Annotated in this window: 19 protein-coding genes; 9 read left to right on the top strand and 10 right to left on the bottom strand. The window is 41.4% G+C overall.

Annotated elements, in window-relative coordinates; all coding sequences use genetic code 11:
- The first annotated feature begins 1 nt into the window (after position 1).
- The 7 genes from hisG to hisC are packed head-to-tail and all read left to right on the top strand — an operon-like array spanning position 2 to position 5,695.
- Positions 2–637 carry an ATP phosphoribosyltransferase gene (gene hisG / locus SPD53_RS09380; protein ID WP_336252372.1) on the top strand — a complete coding sequence of 212 codons (636 nt, stop codon included), beginning with the start codon at positions 2–4 and terminating at the stop codon, positions 635–637.
- On the top strand, positions 634–1,914 hold the full coding sequence (hisD, locus tag SPD53_RS09375) for a histidinol dehydrogenase (RefSeq protein ID WP_188857150.1): 1,281 nt from the start codon (positions 634–636) through the stop codon (positions 1,912–1,914). The genes hisG and hisD overlap by 4 nt, the downstream gene beginning before the upstream one ends.
- On the top strand, positions 1,914–2,498 hold the full coding sequence (hisB, locus tag SPD53_RS09370) for an imidazoleglycerol-phosphate dehydratase HisB (RefSeq protein WP_188857151.1): 585 nt from the start codon (positions 1,914–1,916) through the stop codon (positions 2,496–2,498). The genes hisD and hisB overlap by 1 nt, the downstream gene beginning before the upstream one ends.
- A 17-nt stretch (positions 2,499–2,515) precedes the next feature.
- Complete coding sequence (hisA, locus tag SPD53_RS09365) at positions 2,516–3,244, top strand: 1-(5-phosphoribosyl)-5-[(5-phosphoribosylamino)methylideneamino]imidazole-4-carboxamide isomerase (RefSeq protein ID WP_336252371.1); 729 nt, start codon at positions 2,516–2,518, stop codon at positions 3,242–3,244.
- Positions 3,234–3,998: an imidazole glycerol phosphate synthase subunit HisF gene (gene hisF / locus SPD53_RS09360; RefSeq protein WP_336252370.1), complete on the top strand. Its 765-nt coding sequence runs from the start codon at positions 3,234–3,236 to the stop codon at positions 3,996–3,998. The genes hisA and hisF overlap by 11 nt, the downstream gene beginning before the upstream one ends.
- A 1-nt stretch (position 3,999) precedes the next feature.
- The gene (gene hisIE, locus SPD53_RS09355) at positions 4,000–4,641 is read left to right on the top strand and encodes a bifunctional phosphoribosyl-AMP cyclohydrolase/phosphoribosyl-ATP diphosphatase HisIE (RefSeq protein ID WP_188857154.1); all 642 of its coding nucleotides are present in this window, start codon (positions 4,000–4,002) and stop codon (positions 4,639–4,641) included.
- The gene (gene hisC, locus SPD53_RS09350; RefSeq protein ID WP_336252369.1) at positions 4,634–5,695 is read left to right on the top strand and encodes a histidinol-phosphate transaminase; all 1,062 of its coding nucleotides are present in this window, start codon (positions 4,634–4,636) and stop codon (positions 5,693–5,695) included. The genes hisIE and hisC overlap by 8 nt, the downstream gene beginning before the upstream one ends.
- Positions 5,696–6,108: 413 nt before the next feature.
- Here the strand turns inward: hisC and SPD53_RS09345 are convergent, their stop codons facing one another.
- The 10 genes from SPD53_RS09345 to SPD53_RS09300 form a co-directional block, all read right to left on the bottom strand.
- Positions 6,109–6,822 carry a SurA N-terminal domain-containing protein gene (locus SPD53_RS09345; protein ID WP_156856043.1) on the bottom strand — a complete coding sequence of 238 codons (714 nt, stop codon included), beginning with the start codon at positions 6,820–6,822 and terminating at the stop codon, positions 6,109–6,111.
- Between the two features lie 154 nt (positions 6,823–6,976).
- The gene (locus SPD53_RS09340; protein ID WP_188857156.1) at positions 6,977–7,972 is read right to left on the bottom strand and encodes a siderophore ABC transporter substrate-binding protein; all 996 of its coding nucleotides are present in this window, start codon (positions 7,970–7,972) and stop codon (positions 6,977–6,979) included.
- Positions 7,973–8,499: 527 nt separating this feature from the next.
- A complete protein-coding gene (locus SPD53_RS09335) occupies positions 8,500–9,255 on the bottom strand; it encodes an iron ABC transporter ATP-binding protein (protein WP_156856045.1) in 756 nt (251 codons plus the stop codon).
- Complete coding sequence (locus SPD53_RS09330) at positions 9,249–10,199, bottom strand: iron chelate uptake ABC transporter family permease subunit (protein ID WP_156856046.1); 951 nt, start codon at positions 10,197–10,199, stop codon at positions 9,249–9,251. Before SPD53_RS09330 ends, SPD53_RS09335 begins: the two co-directional genes overlap by 7 nt.
- Positions 10,189–11,142: an ABC transporter permease gene (locus SPD53_RS09325; RefSeq protein WP_336252368.1), complete on the bottom strand. Its 954-nt coding sequence runs from the start codon at positions 11,140–11,142 to the stop codon at positions 10,189–10,191. The genes SPD53_RS09330 and SPD53_RS09325 overlap by 11 nt, the downstream gene beginning before the upstream one ends.
- Positions 11,143–12,162: 1,020 nt before the next feature.
- A complete protein-coding gene (locus SPD53_RS09320) occupies positions 12,163–12,870 on the bottom strand; it encodes a DsbA family oxidoreductase (RefSeq protein ID WP_336252367.1) in 708 nt (235 codons plus the stop codon).
- 151 nt (positions 12,871–13,021) lie between these two features.
- Entirely contained in the window at positions 13,022–13,474 is a 453-nt protein-coding gene (locus SPD53_RS09315) for a DUF2188 domain-containing protein (protein WP_156856049.1), read from the bottom strand.
- 59 nt (positions 13,475–13,533) lie between these two features.
- Positions 13,534–14,586 (bottom strand): type 2 isopentenyl-diphosphate Delta-isomerase, encoded by a 1,053-nt coding sequence (gene fni / locus SPD53_RS09310; RefSeq protein ID WP_156856050.1) that lies wholly within the window; start codon positions 14,584–14,586, stop codon positions 13,534–13,536.
- Positions 14,583–14,813 carry a hypothetical protein gene (locus SPD53_RS09305; protein ID WP_156856051.1) on the bottom strand — a complete coding sequence of 77 codons (231 nt, stop codon included), beginning with the start codon at positions 14,811–14,813 and terminating at the stop codon, positions 14,583–14,585. The genes fni and SPD53_RS09305 overlap by 4 nt, the downstream gene beginning before the upstream one ends.
- Positions 14,814–14,840: 27 nt before the next feature.
- A complete protein-coding gene (locus SPD53_RS09300; protein ID WP_156856052.1) occupies positions 14,841–15,344 on the bottom strand; it encodes a CarD family transcriptional regulator in 504 nt (167 codons plus the stop codon).
- 204 nt (positions 15,345–15,548) lie between these two features.
- On the opposite strand from SPD53_RS09300, the gene SPD53_RS09295 reads away from it, so the two are divergent.
- Together SPD53_RS09295 and SPD53_RS09290 are read left to right on the top strand one after the other, a co-directional pair.
- Positions 15,549–15,977, top strand: a complete 429-nt coding sequence (locus SPD53_RS09295; protein ID WP_188857159.1) for a MarR family winged helix-turn-helix transcriptional regulator — start codon at positions 15,549–15,551, stop codon at positions 15,975–15,977.
- A 329-nt stretch (positions 15,978–16,306) separates the two neighbouring features.
- A complete protein-coding gene (locus SPD53_RS09290) occupies positions 16,307–16,846 on the top strand; it encodes an HD domain-containing protein (protein WP_156856054.1) in 540 nt (179 codons plus the stop codon).
- The last annotated feature ends 202 nt before the right edge of the window (positions 16,847–17,048 follow it).

Genomic DNA, 17,048 nt, shown 5'->3' with positions numbered 1-17,048 from the left:
TATGGAAAAACTCACCATTGCCCTTGCAAAGGGGAGGCCAGCAAAACATACAATCGAAACACTAGAAGCGGCTGACATGCAGTTCATTGATTTCCATGAAAAGAGTCGGAAACTCGTATTCTACAATGTCGACGAGTCAATTAAATTAATCTTTGTAAAAGCGGTCGATGTGCCGACCTATGTGGAAAGAGGTGCAGCTGACATCGGGATTGTCGGTAAAGACAATATCTTAGAATCGCGAGCAGAAGTGTATGAACTGCTTGATCTTGGTATCGGAAAATGTAAATTTTCTGTTGCGGGCTTCCCCAATTATTCGATAGACGCGAACCGGCCACTCACCGTAGCAACGAAATATCCCAATGTTGCCGAGAAGCATTTCAGCCGGAAGGGACAGGAAATTGAAACAGTGAAATTAAATGGTTCCGTTGAGCTGGCTCCGCTTATTGGTCTAGCTGATGTTATTGTCGATATCGTCGAAACCGGCAACACGTTAAAGGAAAATGGACTCACGGTACTGGAAGACATTGATGATATTAGTACCCGCTTAATTGTAAATAAAGCTAGCTTCGCGACAAAAGCGACGGAAGTAAGAAGCTTTATCGATCAACTAAACAATGCATTGGAGAGAACACCATGAAAATAATCACTGCAGAAGAGTTTGCTAAAAAGTGGAACGACCGAACAGAGATTGACACAAATGAAGCGGCTCTCGATGAAACGGTGCTCGAAATTATTCGCACGGTTCGAGAGAAAAAAGATGCTGCTTTATATGCGTATACGGAGCAATTTGACGGAGCAACGCTTGATGACCTCCTCGTACCCGAAGAAGAATTTTCCGAGGCTGAAAAAATTGCAGCGCCAGAGCTTGTCACTGCTTTAAAAGAAGCCGCAGAAAATATCCGCAATTACCACTCAGAGCAAAACGAAAAGTCATGGATGATTTCACAGGATAAAGGGATTCTACTCGGTCAGAAAGTAACCCCAATTGAACGTGTTGGTGCTTACATCCCTGGTGGGAAAGCCGCCTACCCATCGACGGTATTAATGACGATTATTCCAGCGCAAATCGCCGGAGTGGAAGAGATTACAATTACGACGCCGCCGGACAAAGACGGAAAAGTGAATCCGTACGTCCTTCTTGCTGCGAAACTCATTGGGGTGGAAAGGATTTATAAAGTTGGCGGTGCCCAGGCTATTGCAGCGCTCGCTTACGGTACAGAAACTATAAAACGAGTCGATAAAATCGTCGGACCAGGAAATGCATATGTCGCCCGGGCGAAAAAATGGGTATACGGCACCGTCGGCATCGACATGATCGCCGGACCAAGTGAAATTTGCGTTATTGCGGATGCAGAAGCGAATCCCCGTTATGTCGCGGCTGACTTGTTATCTCAAGCAGAACACGATGAATCTGCAAGTGCCATTTGTGTTACGACAAGCAAAGAACAGGCAGTGGCTATTCAAAAGCAAGTTGCCGAGCAAACGGAAAAATTAGAACGGAAAGAGATTATCCAAGCATCAATTGAAACGAACGGAAAAATAATCATTGCGAAAGATTTGACTGAAGCGGCAAATGTATCCAATAAAATCGCCCCAGAGCATTTAGAATTGATGGTTGAGCACCCTATAGAACTCTTGCCAAAAATTAAGCATGCCGGAGCAATTTTCTTAGGAAACTATTCCCCCGAACCGCTCGGAGATTATTTCGCCGGACCGAACCATACGTTACCAACAAGTGGAACAGCCCGCTTCGCCTCCGGACTCGGTGTCTATGATTTTGTTACACGCTCAACAATCATCAGCTATCCACAAGAGGCGTTCGTTGCTGCAAGTGAGTCGATTAAGACATTAGCAACAGTAGAAGGATTAACAGCCCATGCCAATTCCATCCAAGTGAGAAAGGACGAATTATGATGCGCACATTTGAAATATCAAGAGATACATCAGAAACAAAAATCAACCTCAAATTGAATATCGACGGAAAAGGGAATAGCGAAATCGTTAGCGGTATCGGCTTTTTTGACCATATGTTAACCGCGATGACGAAGCATGGATTATTTGACTTAAAAGTAAAATGTGATGGAGACTTGGAAGTAGACCAGCACCATACTGTAGAAGATATCGGTATCGCGCTTGGCCAAGCATTCCGGGAAGCACTCGGAACGAAAGAAGGAATCACGCGATATGCGCACGTAACATCGCCAATGGATGAGGCATTAGCAACTGTTGCCCTCGATATTAGTAACCGTTCCTATCTCGTCTATAATGTAGAAGGTTTAAAGGACAAAGTCGGTAATTTTGATACTGAGCTGGTGGAAGAGTTTTTCCAGGCCTTTGCAAGTAATTCTGGAATTACGCTACATATCAATCTGGCGTATGGACGGAACAGCCACCATATTATTGAAGCAATTTTTAAAGGATTCGGCCGTGCTCTAGATCAAGCAACATTGAAAAATGCACGTATTGAAGGAATTCCATCAACCAAAGGTGTCTTATAGAGGAGAGGAGATTATTCATGATTTTATTCCCAGCTATTGATATTCTTGGCGGCAAATGTGTCCGCCTTACGCAAGGTGATTATAATAAAGAGAATATTTACAGTGAACAACCAGTCGAGGTAGCAGCTGACTGGGAGCAAAAAGGGGCAGCATTCATCCATATCGTCGATCTCGACGGTGCGAAAACTGGAAGGTCTGTTAACAAGGAACTGATTGCTGAAATCGCCCGAACTGTTTCCATTCCCATTCAAGTCGGTGGTGGCGTTCGTTCCATCGAAGTCATTGAAGATTATTTAGAAAATGGTGTGAGTCGTGTCATCATCGGCACAGCCGCCATTCAAAACAAAGTGTTTTTACAAGAGGCGATTGAGCAGTTCGGTGAGAAAATTGCTGTCTCTATCGATGCCCGCAATGGTTTTGTTGCAACAGATGGCTGGACAAAGGAAAGTACGGTAAAAGCACTCGACCTCGTGAAGGAGCTTGAGGCAACCGGTGTGAAGACGATCGTTTATACGGATATTTTAAAAGACGGAATGCTGCAAGGACCGAATTTCGAGGAGCTTGAGGCAATCAATGAGGCAACTACCATTGATGTCATTGCTTCCGGCGGGGTGACGGCGGAAGCAGATGTACGTAAATTGGCGGAGAAAGAAATGTACGGAGCGATAATCGGCAAAGCTCTATATGACGGCACTCTTGATTTTACTCGCTTAGTCGATCCGGTTGGTAAAGAATATGTCGACTAAAAAAATCATTCCCTGCCTCGATGTGAAGAACGGCCGAGTCGTCAAGGGACAACAATTTCAAAACATTCAAGAAGTCGCCGAGCCCGTAGAACTTGCTAAGCGCTATAACAAGTCCTTAGCAGATGAGCTTGTTTTATATGATATTACAGCCTCCGTTGAGAAGAGAAATATTTTCCTTGATATCGTTGAAAACATCGCCGCCGTCATTGATATTCCGTTTACAGTAGGTGGTGGTATACGCACCGTCCAGGATATTGAAAAAGTTTTACAAGCTGGAGCGGATAAAGTATCGATCAATAGTGGAGCCATTGGAAATCCAGCATTCATTCAGGAAGCAGCAGAAGCATTCGGCAGCGAGAAAATCGTCTTTGCCCTTGATGCAAAAGAAGTCTCTCCAGAAAAATGGAACGTTTTTTCCAGCGGAGGACGAAGCGATACTGGAATCGATGCGATCGAGTGGGCCATCAAAGGAGCGAACCTCGGAGCCGGTGAGATTGTTGTCAATGCGATTGATGACGACGGTGCAAAAACAGGTTATAATCTCGCGCTAACGAAAAAAATTGCGGAAGCCGTGGCTGTTCCCGTTGTTGCTAGCGGCGGGGCGGGAACATACGAACATTTTAAAGATGCTTTGACCGATGGCAGAGCAACTGGTGCCCTTGCAGCTTCAGTCTTCCATTACGGTGAAATTGATATCCCAGAACTTAAAGCATATCTCGAACAAGAAAATATAGACGTAAGGAGAGGTAACTAAAATGAGCGTGCAACCAGATGATTTAACCTATGACGATCAAGGACTCCTTCCTGCCATTGTACAGGATGCAGCAAGCGGGAAAGTACTGACCCTTGGCTTTATGAATAAGGAATCCCTTGAGAAAACATTGGAGACGGGAGAAACATGGTTTTATTCAAGATCCCGAGAAACCCTTTGGAATAAAGGAGAAACATCCGGTAACAAACAACTCGTACAGAAAATCAGCTATGACTGTGACAAAGATGCCTTATTAGTACAGGTACAGCCTTTAGGACCTGCTTGTCATACGGGTGAAGATACATGCTTTTATCAAACAATGACCGAGACGGAATTACCAATTTTCGATATCATCCCACAAGTGATTGCAAAGATTAAAGATCGCAGGAACAATCCAGTACCAGGTGCTTACACGACGTATTTATTTGATAAAGGGATCGATAAGATGCTGAAAAAAGTCGGCGAGGAATCGAGTGAAGTCATTATCGCGGCGAAAAATGAGGATAAACGTGAACTGACGGCAGAGATTTCCGACCTCCTCTATCACCTGCTCGTAGTGATGGAAGAGTCTGGTGTGGCACTAAGTGATATTAAAGCGGAACTCATGGAAAGACATTTAGAAAAGGAAGGACAAAATCGTGAGTAAGTTTTGGAGTAATGCAGTAAAACGAAGTAACCCATATATTCCAGGCGAACAAGTGAACAATCCGGAAATCATCAAATTGAATACAAATGAGAATCCATATCCTCCCTCCCCACTCGTTCTTAAAGCGATTAAAAAGGAAGTCGGTCAATCACTTCGACTCTACCCCAGCCCGACTGTTGATACGTTGAGGGAGGAAATTGCTAACCTTTACGACTTAGGGAAGGAAAATGTGTTTATCGGAAATGGTTCCGATGAAGTACTCGCTTTTTCCTTTATGGCCTTCTTTGAACCTGGGCAAGCGATTCGTTATCCGGATATTTCCTATAGCTTCTATCTGGTCTATGCAAAGTTATTTAATATTCCGGCTGAAGAAATTCCCTTACAGGACGACTTTTCTATCAAGCCAAGTGATTATTATGATTCAGAAGGCGGTGTGATTTTCCCGAATCCGAATGCACCGACGAGTTTGTACCTTAACTTGGCAGGTATTGAAGAGATTTTGCGACATAATCAAGACCGCGTCGTAATTGTGGATGAAGCTTATATCGATTTTGCCGAAGAATCGGCGGTTGGATTGCTCAAGAAATACGATAATTTACTCGTCATCCAAACAATGTCAAAATCCCGTGCCCTTGCTGGTCTGCGCTTAGGATTCGCCCTTGGCTCACCCGAATTGATTGAAGGACTCGTGCGTATCAAGGATTCCTTCAACTCCTATACAATCGACCGTTTAGCTATTGCCGGCGGGGTTGCAGCAATAAAAGACAAAGCATATTTTACAGAGAAGAAGGAAAAGGTTATTGCGACCCGAAGCTGGGTAACAGAAGAATTGGAAAAGCGCGGATTCACTGTTCTACCTTCCCAGACGAACTTTTTATTTGTCACCCATCCGGAGAAAGATGCGGCGCGGCTGTACGAACAATTAAAAGAAAATCTTATACTAGTCCGTTACTTCAACAAACCGGAAATCGCGAACTTCATCCGTATTACCATCGGGACAGATGAAGAGATGAAGACATTCTTTCATGTATTAAATCGGTTGGAAAACTTTTAATAAAGTGAAACTTCATTCAGTGGGGAATTCCTTCCCTCCCCACTGAATGTAAGTTGAACAGAATCAGGTATTTACGGACTGTATATCCCCCACTTTAACATTTTGGTTTTCCCTCATGTTTAGAAGTGGGGGTATTACAGACCGTTAATACGTGATAAAAGATGCAGCACTCTTATGATTCAAGTGCTGCATCTTTTTTCTTAGATATGAATTACAAAATAGAAATACTGTGGATAAATAACTAAAGATGCTAGTATTAGCCACGTCCGGCTCCAGCGCCCAGCAACTATCAAACTTCACACTCCTCCAATCGATAAGTCAACATCAACTCACTGCCGTTCGTTGTGTTTCCTTTATCTCATTCCGGAGTGCTCCAGTTTGTACGTTGCTAAACGGGCGCTTACGCCTTTGTTTTAGATATGTTTTTCAATTTCTGCTTCTTCTTTCAGTTCAGCAATTCGGTTTTCAAGAAGTTCACTTTGCTTTTGCTCAGCAAGTGACTGTCTGATCATATCTTCAACTTCTTCCAGTTCACCGACTTCTTCACTTTCTTCTTTCAGCAGATTATACTGTTCTTCTACTTCTTTGTCCGTTACTTCAGCTTCAAATTCCTCTTCAATGTACTTAATTGTAATTAAATCATTCGTCAACTGGGTACGGAATTCTTCTTCGGATAGATCATATTCCTTAAGCAGTGTATCAATTGCTTCCTCTCCATTTGTCTCAATGATACTGTCAATTTCTTCTTGAGTATCCTCTTCGGTTACTTCAATTCCACTATCAAGAGCGTCTTGGCGAATTAATTCCTGTTCTGTGATAATGTCAATCGTCTCATTTTTTAGCGTATCAAGATCACTGACATCTTGCCCATACATATGGTACATTGTCTTTAGTTGTCTATATATATTATTGTATTGCTCGCCAGTAACTTCGTCGCCATTGATGCTCACAACGACTGTATCGGCGTCAACTTTCTCGTCTTCGGTGATTTCAACTTCTTCCTGTTGCTGTGCTTCATTTTCTTTTTCAGCTGCTGGGTCATCGGCTTTATCTGCGTCATCTTTACCACAAGCTGCTAACATAAGTGTTAGAACAAGCGTGAAGATGAGCAGCATTTTTTTCTTCATAAAAATATTTCCCTCCTAATTGGTCTTTCTCTAGTAAACCACAAATCGGTACCTGATTTCAATTAAAAAAGCAACCTCCTCATCGATAGAAGAGGTTGTTTTTCAAGTAATGGGTTGAATACCTAGGAAAATCTGTAATGAAATGGATATTTGTTTATTCGATTGTTTCGTCGATTTGTTTAGCCATTTCAGATACGGATACAAGTCCGCCGCCTGATAGGTACCAGAACTCTGGGTTCAAATAATGGATATTGTCATTTTTATATGCGTTCGTATTTTCTACTAGCTCGTTTTCAACAAGTTGTTTCGCACTTTCTGACTCGGAACCACCAACAACAGCTCCACGGTCAATGACATAAAGAATATCCGGATTCTGTTCCATAACGTACTCAAAGGAAACATTCATACCGTGAGTCGATGCTTCAATGTTTTCATCTATCGGTTTAACTCCGAATACATCGTGGATAATACCGAAACGAGAGCTTGGACCATAGGCACTGATTTTGTCATCATTAGCTAAGATGATTAATGCTTTTTCGTCACTTGCTTCAGCTCTTTCGTTCAAATCGGCAATAATGTCATCAATTGCTGTCAATTCCTCTTCTACTTCTGCTTCTTTATCAAAAATCTGACCTACCGTTTCCATGTTATTTTTGAATGAATTCATGTAATCTCCATCATCTACACCAAGGTGAATGGTTGGTGCAATTTCAGCAAGTTGATCATATAGGGAAGCTTGACGACCCGAAATAATGATTAAATCTGGATCAATCTCAGAGATCTTCTCAAAATCTGGCTCTTTCAGGCTACCAATATTCTCATATTCATCTGATTCGAAAGTATCCAAATAGCTTGGAAGTGTACCACCTTTTGCCACACCTGTAACACTTTCTACACCAAGTTTATCTAATGTATCTAGGATACCAAAGTCAAATACTACAACTGATTCTGGGTTTACAGGAACTTCTGTTGTATCTAGTTCATGCTCAACTGTAACTGTTCCAGCGGCGGCTTCTCCCCCTCCGCCTCCTATTTCTTCTGTATCGGTGTCTGTATTTGTTTCAGCACCTTTATTATCATCATCCGAACCGCAAGCGGCTAGGAATAGAAGGATCAATCCAATCATTAAAGCATACGTAAATTTCCTCATAAGTAGTTACTCCCTTTTGTACAATTTTTAAGCTTATTTAAAAAGCTTATATATAATTATTAACTATAGCTATATCATTCCATGCAGTAGTAGGGAGATAAAGTGAAACTTCATTCCGTGGGGAATTCCTTACTCCCACTGAATATTAGTTAAACAGAATCAGGTATTTACGGACTGTATATTCCCACCTTGATATTTTGGTTTTCCCTCTTGTTTAGAGGAAGGGGGTATTACAGACCGTTAATACGTGATAAGGGTAATATTTATTTTTCATTCGACTCCACATGTCCGTTTCTCTATAAACATATATCATTACTATACATCCTTGCCCCCTTTTCTCTCATGGATTCGAAATCGGAACAGGAGTAATCATTTTATTTGAAGCAAAATCATTTACCTCATCCGTAAAATACGATAAGATAAAGATAGTCATGTTCCCTTGACACGAATTTTTAGGTTGCCGCCTATTGTGTCAGGGGGATTTTTTTCACCTTTTCTACCCCATGCTTCATGTTCAAATATAACTATTAGTAATAAAAACAAATTCGCTGGCTGTCAATTTCTCGAATGTCTATGTCCATATCGTAAATTTCTTTCAGGACACATCGGTCAATGACATCACAGGCACGGCCTTGCTTTACAATCTTCCCGTCTTTTAGTGCAACAATATGATCAGAATAACAGGAAGCAAAGTTGATATCATGAATGACAATCACAATTGTTTTTCCCATCTCATCGACTAAGCGACGCAGGGTTTTCATGATTTGGCTTGCGTGACGCATATCCAAGTTGTTCAGTGGCTCGTCAAGCAGGATATATTCGGTATCTTGGGCAACCGTCATCGCGATATGTGCACGTTGACGCTGACCTCCAGAGAGCTGGTCTAAAAATTTATCTTGAATCTCTTCAAGTTCTAAATAAGCAATTGCTTCATCGACTTTCTCCCAGTCCTCTTTTTTCAACTTTCCTTGTGAGTAAGGGAAGCGGCCAAAGGAGACAAGTTCACGAACAGTAAGTTTCAAGTTGATTGTATTTGACTGTTTTAAAATCGAAATCTTCTTCGCTAATTCATTATTCTTCGTTTTGAATACATCTTTCCCGTCAATGGTAATGTCACCATCATCTTTTGCAATTAAGCGGCTAATCATTGAAATAAGCGTACTCTTACCTGCACCATTCGGGCCAATGAAAGAGGTGATCGTGCCCTTTTCAATCTTCAGGGACACATCTTCTATAATCTGCCTGCTACCAAACGATTTAAAAACATTTTTCAAATCTACCATGATTTATTCTCCTTTAACAAAAGATAAATGAAGTAAACTCCACCAATAAAGTTAATGATGACACTTACAGTCGTACTGAAAGTGAATACTTTTTCCACAAGGAACTGCCCACCAAGTAAAGCGATAATACTAATGAATACAGAACCTAATATAATGTAAAAATGACGATATGTCTTCATCAATTCATAAGCTACGTTAACGACGAGTAGGCCAAGGAATGTAATCGGCCCAATTAATGCAGTTGCGACAGAGATGAGAATCGCTACGACGATGAGGAGCCGTTTCACAACATAGTCGAACGGTACACCTAAATTAATGGCATCGTCCTTCCCTAAAGCGAGAACATCCAAATACTTGTAAAATCTCTTAAAATATAAAAGCACAAGTGCGATGATGAGAATCGAAATATAGACGAGGTTGCGATCCACATTATTGATACTCGCAAACATCCGGTCCTGGGCAATTCCGAATTCATTCGGATCAATCAAGACCTGCATAAAGTCAGTGAAACTTCCAAAGAATGTACCGAGAATCATTCCGACTAATAGAAGGAAGTAAATATTATTACCTTCGCCTCTAAATAGGAAGCGATACAACACAAGAGAAAATAATATCATTGCACTTATAGATATTAAATAATTTAGGCCACTATTCATCATGACGATGGAATTAGCACCAAAGATAAAGATAATAACGGTTTGTATGAGCATGTACAGGGAATCTAGTCCAAGTACACTTGGTGTTAGAATCCGGTTGTTCGTAATAGTCATAAAGACGACGGTAGCAAATGCAATCGCTCCGCCAGTCAGAATGATCGCTCCTACTTTCATAATTCGTCTCGGGAGGATGTAATCAATATTTCCAGTCAGATCATAAAATACATATAATAACGCGAGTGATACGGAGATGATGGCTAGAATGATTGTTTTTGATTTATAACCCATGTTTCTTTCTCCTTAGCAGCAGGTAGATGAAAATTCCACTACCTATCACACCAACGGTTAAGCTGATTGGAATTTCATATGGATAAATAATCAACCTGCCGATCACATCACAGAAGAGGACGAACACTGCCCCTAACAATGCGGTATGAACTAATGTGTTTTTCAAATGATCTCCCTGGTAAATGGCAACTATATTCGGGATAATCAAGCCAAGAAACGGAATGACTCCCACCGACAACACAACCGATGCTGTCACAAGTGCACTAATGATTAATCCGATATTGACGATTTGGCGATAATTCAACCCTAGACTCCTCGAGAAATCCTCTCCCATGCCCGCAATCGTAAATTTATTTGCATAGAAATATGCAATTAGTAGAAGGGGCACACTGACAAGCATCAGCTCATAATTCCCACTCATAATCATGGAAAAGTCACCCTGCATCCAAGATGACATGTTTTGGATCAAATCATTCTGATAAGCAAAGAAAGTTGATATCGAGCTTATAATATTACCAAGCATTAAACCAATTAATGGTATGAATATCGCGTCCTTGAATTTCACCCTGTCTAGGATCTGCATGAAGAGCAAGGTGCCAAGTAAAGCGAAGATAAAGGATACAAGCATCTTTTGCAGAGGTGTTGCCGTCGTGAAGACCATCATCGATACGAGGATTCCGAGTCTTGCTGAATCCAAGGTACCTGCAGTTGTCGGGGAAACGAATCTGTTTCTACTTAACTGCTGCATGATCAAACCAACGATACTCATGCTCATCCCTGCAATAATAATACTGATCAATCGAGGAACTCTGCTAACTAGTAAAACTTGCTTTTGTGTTTCCGTTAAGCTAAACAAATCGAGTGGACTCACATTGGAGACACCGACAAATACGGAAAGTAGTGAGAAAACAAATAAAAGTATAATTAAGTACCGTATTTTCATAGACTGCCCTTCTCTTCAAAAAACAAGTCCATTCACAAATATGTATGGATCATGTTTCTCCTATTCCCTCTTTGTTTTATGTTGAGATTAATTAATAATTATTATCACCTGCAACTAACTCTAAATAAGAATGATATTCATTATCAATTAGGTGTTAATTACAGTATATCAGATTTGTAAGGGTAGTCAATGATTGGGCATAAAAGAATTTAGCTTAGCTGAAAAAGTTATTGAGAATTAAAAAGGAAACATGCCCCTTTAGGGGGATACCGCTGTTGGGCTTTAGCCCGTACTTAAGCGGCCTTCCTTTAGTTCTGAGTTGATGTTGACTTATCAATTAGAGGAGTGTGAAGTTTGATAGTTGCTGGGCGCTGGATCCGGACGTGGCTAGCCCTAGATACCTGAGTTATCACAGCATTTTTATTTTATAGTTGGTGGGAGAATGTTAATCACTGTTAATTTCTCTATTCCGTGCTCCAGCTCTTGAAAAGGGAAAATAATCACTGTTTACTTTCCTGTTCCAGAGTTCCATCTATTCTCATGGGAAAGTAATCCTCGTTTATTCTCCCATTCCAGCGCTCCATCTATTCTCATGGGAAAGTAATCCTCGGTTATTTTCCCATTCCAGGGTTCCATCTCATCTCATGGGAAAGTAACCCTCGTTTATTTTCCCATTCCAGGGTTCCATCTCATCTCATGGGAAAGTAACCCTCGGTTATTTTCCCATCCCAGCGCTCCATCTTATCTCATGGGAAAGTAATCCTCGTTTATTCTCCCATTCCAGGGTTCCATCTATTCTCAAAGGAAAGTAATCGTCGTTTATTCTCCCATTCCAGCGCTCCATCTCATGGGAAAGTAATCCTTGTTTATTTTCCCATTCCAGCGCTCCATCTCATCTCAAGGGAAAGTAATCGCCGTTTATTTCCCTATTACGGCGCTCGACCTCTCCAAAAGGGAAAATAACATAGTTTCTTATACGATAAAAAAACATACCACATTATTTTGCGGTATGTTTTTTCCTTATTGTTCTACACAGCCTTCATCCGTACAATAAGAAGTCTTTGATTTCTTCTTTTTTGCTGCTGGGGATTTTTCTTCCTCTTCCCAAACTTTAGCGAGTGCCTGTGAAAATACTTCGCTCGGCTGGGCCCCGGATAACGCGTATTTCTCATTAAAGACAAAGAACGGGACACCTTGCACACCAAGCTCGTGGGCAACGGCAATATCTTCTTTCACTTTCTGGGAATATTTTTTCGATTGTAACATCCTACTTGTTTCTTCTGGATCAAGACCAACTTCGGCCGCTAGCTTAACTAATGTATCGATATCACTCAATAATTCCGATTCGGTGAAATATGCGTGCAGGAGACGTTCTGTCATCGCTTCTCCCTTCCCTTTCTGCTCAGCATAATGAAACAGGCGGTGAGCATCAAAGGTGTTCGCATATTGCATCGTATCGAAACGATAATCGAGTCCAACTAATTTCGCCTGGGCACTGACTTGTTCATTCATCCTTTTTACCTCATCTAATGAGATTCCCTTTAGTTCGGAAAAGGTTTTATAAAAGTCTTTTCCCGGAATGTGCTCGGCGGTCGGATCAAGCTGGTAACTTTTATATTCAATTATCACAGATTCATTATGCGGGAACCCTTCCAACGCTTTTTCTAAAATTCTTTTCCCGATATAACAGAAGGGACATACAAAATCTGACCAAATTTCGATTTTCATTTAAATGGTTCTCCTTTAATCGTACAATTTCCAATTCGCTTAAGACTGCATTAATTGTAGCATAGAGGGGGGTATCGTTGAAATAATCTGCCTGAATAATACACAAAAAAACAGCGGGCCTATTTTCAAGCTCCGCTGCTTTTTCATTATATTAATCAAATGAATATTTTTCCTGAACGGTTCCGTCTTTCTTGTAGACAGTGACAGAGGTTCCTTTATTATCTGCAATTTCTTTTGCCCGTTTTATGGCGTCACGCTTCGCATCAAAAACATTGCTCGGACGCTCTGCTCCTTTGGATTCGACTGCCCAGCCGTCCTCATGCGCCCGCACAATTTCTCCTTCTTCCATTCGTTCCGGATTACTTTTATGCTTGCGGTCCTCCGGGGATCGGGTCGTGACTTTTCCATATTTCCGGTAATGCTCCACTTCCTCATCCGTGGCATTTTCGCGCCATTCTTTTGCTTGGCTAATGGCTATCGGGAGTGCGCGTCCTTCCTCATAACCTTCATCAATCATGGCGTTGGCAATATCTATCGCTTTCTTCCTTGTGACGTCGGGTAAATTTTTCATGGATGGAGGATAATCCTCTATTGTCCAAACCATTTTCATCCCTCCCAGTCTGTTAATTCTATTACCCAGGTTGGAAAGAGATGAAACTTGCTTTACATTTCGTCCATAAGGGATGTGCCCATAATATTGACACGTTTCGTATTCTTGAGTTCTTCTAGGTTCTTCACACCAATTCCAAACATTGTCATCTGGAGTTCCAGTTCAATTTGTTCCATTGTCTCGTGAACAGCTTCCGGCGATTCAGTCGCTGCTTTTAGTAAATGACGAGCGAACCCGATTATATCAGCACCGATTGTAATTGCTTTTGCAGCATCCACCCCGGTACTCATTCCGCCGCTCGCTACAAGAGGCGCGTCAGGTAACTTGTTTCGGACAGACACGAGACAGTCCTTCGTTGGTAGTCCCCAATTGTTAAATGCCTCGGCAGCTGCCTTCTTCAATTTATTCCGGGAGCGTAGTTTCTCCACTTGGCTCCAAGATGTACCGCCAGCACCTGCGACATCAATGTAAGCAATTCCTGCATTGTATAATTTTTCAGCGACTTCTCCGTCAATTCCAAAGCCGACCTCTTTGACGCCAACAGGTACTTCCAGCGTCTTACATACCTCTTCAATTTTAGGTAGCAGATTTTCAAAGTTGACATCGCCCTCATCCTGTACGATTTCCTGCATACTATTTAAGTGAAGGACAATTGAATCTGCGTCAGTCTTATCAATAATCCGCTGGCATTCTTCTGCTCCATAACCGTAATTGAACTGCACCGCTCCGATATTGACGATTAATGGAACGGTAGGAGCTTGCCTGCGGATCAGGAAGGATTCCTTATGTTGGTCACTTTCTAAGAATGCACGTGTAGAACCAATCGCCATCACCCAGCCTCGCTCTTCAGCAGCTAGAGCCAAGTTCTGATTAATTTCTGTCGCCAGTTCTGAGCCACCGGTCATCGAGCTTACAAGAAATGGAGCCTTCAACTGCTTTCCTAAAAAGCTCGTTTCCATTGAGATGGAGTCGAAGTTGATCTCCGGTAATGCATTATGTATAAAATGAATGCCTTCTAAGCCTGTCGATTTATCTACACCTTCCACATTCCCCGTTAAACATAAACGGATGTGCTCGGTTTTTCTTTGGTTAATTCCTTTGGTCATCGTATAGTACCTCCGAGAAAATAATTTGCCTTATTAGCTATTTTACTTGTTTCATCTGGTAAATAAAAGAAGAAGCTCTCTTGTTGATTGAACAAAGCCAGGACTGGATGATTCGAGGGATTAGGAGCTCGATCATCACACCAGGCAAAAAACAAGGGAACGGTAAATGCAAACCAATCAACACTACCCCCTTTGTCTGAAGAAACAAAAAATTGACCTTGTTTCATACGTCAAGGTCAATTTCTTCCGTTATATTAGGATACCTTCGAAGGGATAATCTTGTTAATCCGTTCGATGATACGTTCAACTGTTGTATCAAGAGATGCTGCTAATTCTTGGAATATGATCCGCTGAATTTCTTCAAGCATCTTCTGGTCTTGGTCATACATTCGTTCTTTATTTATTTTCGCTTCTTTCTGTTTACGCATGAGAGTGTTGGCAATCTTAACAATCTCATCGCGGTCACCACTATTGATCAAGCTGTTATATTTTCTATTACGTTGTTTGGCATCCTCAATCCATTCGATTCCAGGTTCTTCAAAGGATTCAAGGATTGTTTTTGCCTCTTTCTTACCCATAATATCCAACATGACGACCTGTTCATTATCCACCGGTACACTGATTGTTAAATTCGGATCCTCCATTGGATGCAGAATATAATATTCACGTGTTACATCCCGGTAGCTTCTTTCGCAAATGTCATCAATTTTACATACACCATGTGAAGAGTAGATGATTAAATCTCCAACTTTAAACATTTGCCAACCTCCATTTTCTCTCGTTCATCAAATCGAGTCACACTTTAATTTTACTACTTTTTCAACAATTTGTCAACTTGTTGACAACCCCTCGTCAAGCTCTGTATAGTATAGCTCGGGTGTTCAACTATACAGTTGTTTGAACGGTTCTGGAATAGGTAATTAAACTTTATAACATGGTACGGAAATAAGAGGTGTTCATACATGACAGGAGAAATCGTTACGATAGATATATTTGATTTACTAAGAAAAAAACATCAAGAGACTCGTGATGCTATTGAAAGCAGATGGAATGATCGAAATGAAATTCAACTTACAAGTTCCGAATGGTTCATTTTGGATTGGATCAATTATGGAAGAGAACTGATTGCAGACGTCGGAAGAAATGGAAAGTTCACGCGCCAAGGAACCCACAAGTTAATTCGGAAGCTTGAAGAGCGTGGACTAGTAAAAACAGAGCCGACTGAGAATAATAAGCGGAGTAAATACGTACAATTAACACCACTGGGAGTCATTTGTTACGAAGAAAATAAAGAATTGAAAACGGCACTCGAAGAACAAATCCGCCATGTCCTTGGAGATGAAAAATACGGAGAATTGGTAAACATACTCTCGACAGATTGGGAATTGTAACGTTTATCACGTATTAACGGTCTGTAATACCCCCACCTCTAAACATGGAAGGAAGCCCAACATGTGAAGTGGGGGATATACAGTCCGTAAATACCTGATTCTGTTCAACTAACATTCAGTGGGGAGGTAAGGATTCCCCACTGAATGAAGTTTCACTTTATCACGTATTAACGGTCTGTAATACCCCTCACCTCTAAACATGGAAGGAAGCCCAATATGTGAAGTGGGGGATATACAGTCCGTAAATACCTGATTCTGTTCAACTAACATTCAGGGAGGGAAGGAAACCCCCACTGAATGAAGTTTCACGTTATGAAAGGAGAATCCTTTTGAAGGAGAAAGCAAAACGATTTGCAGAAAAAGCCCACGAAGGTCAATACCGGAAAGTCGGCAATGTTCCCTATGTCACCCACCCTATTCGCGTGGCAACCTTTTTGGAAAAAAACGGCGCAAGTGATGAACTCATATGTGCTGCTTATTTACACGATGTAGTTGAGGATACGCCAATAGAAATAGAAGAAATTGAAAAAGAGTTTGGTAAAGCAGTAGCAGACCTTGTACGGTCCCATACCGAAGATAAATCCAAGTCATGGAAAGAACGGAAGCAGCATACCCTCGATATATTGAAAAAGGCCAGCAGTGAAGAAAAGCAACTCATCGTTGCGGACCGATTTGATAATCTATTGTCACTTGAGAAAGACATCAAAGAACAGGGACAAGCCATTTGGGATATATTCAACGCAGGATATGAAGACCAGAAATGGTATAACGAAGGAATTGCAGCGAACATGGACCAAGGTCTAGCCCAAGAGGATCGGCCAGCATTTTTTGATGATTTTACAGCTGCTGTAAAACGAATATTCCATTAAAACAATAGCCTAAGTTCCTTATCTGAACTAGGCTATTATTTGTATCTTCTTAACAAAGGCGCAAGCGCCCGTTTAGCAACGTACAAACTGGATCACTCCGGAATGAGATATAGGAAACACAACGAACGATAGTGAGTTGATGTTGACTTATCGATTGGAGGAGTGTGAAGTTTGATAGTTGCTGGGCGCTGGAGCCGGACGT

The sequence above is a fragment of the Oceanobacillus sp. MO10714A genome (assembly GCF_037072045.1).
Lineage (GTDB): Bacteria > Bacillota > Bacilli > Bacillales > Amphibacillaceae > Oceanobacillus > Oceanobacillus indicireducens.
Note: the sequence above shows the minus strand (reverse complement) of the source record. Positions and strands in the feature narration are given on the sequence as shown.

What these genes read in the sequence shown, in the direction of transcription:
- hisG (WP_336252372.1), top strand. Translation starts at nt 2, where the DNA reads ATGGAAAAACTCACCATTGCCCTTGCAAAGGGGAGGCCAGCAAAACAT.
- hisD (WP_188857150.1), top strand. Translation starts at nt 634, where the DNA reads ATGAAAATAATCACTGCAGAAGAGTTTGCTAAAAAGTGGAACGACCGA.
- hisB (WP_188857151.1), top strand. Translation starts at nt 1,914, where the DNA reads ATGCGCACATTTGAAATATCAAGAGATACATCAGAAACAAAAATCAAC.
- hisA (WP_336252371.1), top strand. Translation starts at nt 2,516, where the DNA reads ATGATTTTATTCCCAGCTATTGATATTCTTGGCGGCAAATGTGTCCGC.
- hisF (WP_336252370.1), top strand. Translation starts at nt 3,234, where the DNA reads ATGTCGACTAAAAAAATCATTCCCTGCCTCGATGTGAAGAACGGCCGA.
- hisIE (WP_188857154.1), top strand. Translation starts at nt 4,000, where the DNA reads ATGAGCGTGCAACCAGATGATTTAACCTATGACGATCAAGGACTCCTT.
- SPD53_RS09345 (WP_156856043.1), bottom strand. Translation starts at nt 6,822, where the DNA reads ATGAAGAAAAAAATGCTGCTCATCTTCACGCTTGTTCTAACACTTATG.
- SPD53_RS09340 (WP_188857156.1), bottom strand. Translation starts at nt 7,972, where the DNA reads ATGAGGAAATTTACGTATGCTTTAATGATTGGATTGATCCTTCTATTC.
- SPD53_RS09335 (WP_156856045.1), bottom strand. Translation starts at nt 9,255, where the DNA reads ATGGTAGATTTGAAAAATGTTTTTAAATCGTTTGGTAGCAGGCAGATT.
- SPD53_RS09330 (WP_156856046.1), bottom strand. Translation starts at nt 10,199, where the DNA reads ATGGGTTATAAATCAAAAACAATCATTCTAGCCATCATCTCCGTATCA.
- SPD53_RS09325 (WP_336252368.1), bottom strand. Translation starts at nt 11,142, where the DNA reads ATGAAAATACGGTACTTAATTATACTTTTATTTGTTTTCTCACTACTT.
- SPD53_RS09320 (WP_336252367.1), bottom strand. Translation starts at nt 12,870, where the DNA reads ATGAAAATCGAAATTTGGTCAGATTTTGTATGTCCCTTCTGTTATATC.
- SPD53_RS09315 (WP_156856049.1), bottom strand. Translation starts at nt 13,474, where the DNA reads ATGGTTTGGACAATAGAGGATTATCCTCCATCCATGAAAAATTTACCC.
- fni (WP_156856050.1), bottom strand. Translation starts at nt 14,586, where the DNA reads ATGACCAAAGGAATTAACCAAAGAAAAACCGAGCACATCCGTTTATGT.
- SPD53_RS09305 (WP_156856051.1), bottom strand. Translation starts at nt 14,813, where the DNA reads ATGAAACAAGGTCAATTTTTTGTTTCTTCAGACAAAGGGGGTAGTGTT.
- SPD53_RS09300 (WP_156856052.1), bottom strand. Translation starts at nt 15,344, where the DNA reads ATGTTTAAAGTTGGAGATTTAATCATCTACTCTTCACATGGTGTATGT.
- SPD53_RS09295 (WP_188857159.1), top strand. Translation starts at nt 15,549, where the DNA reads ATGACAGGAGAAATCGTTACGATAGATATATTTGATTTACTAAGAAAA.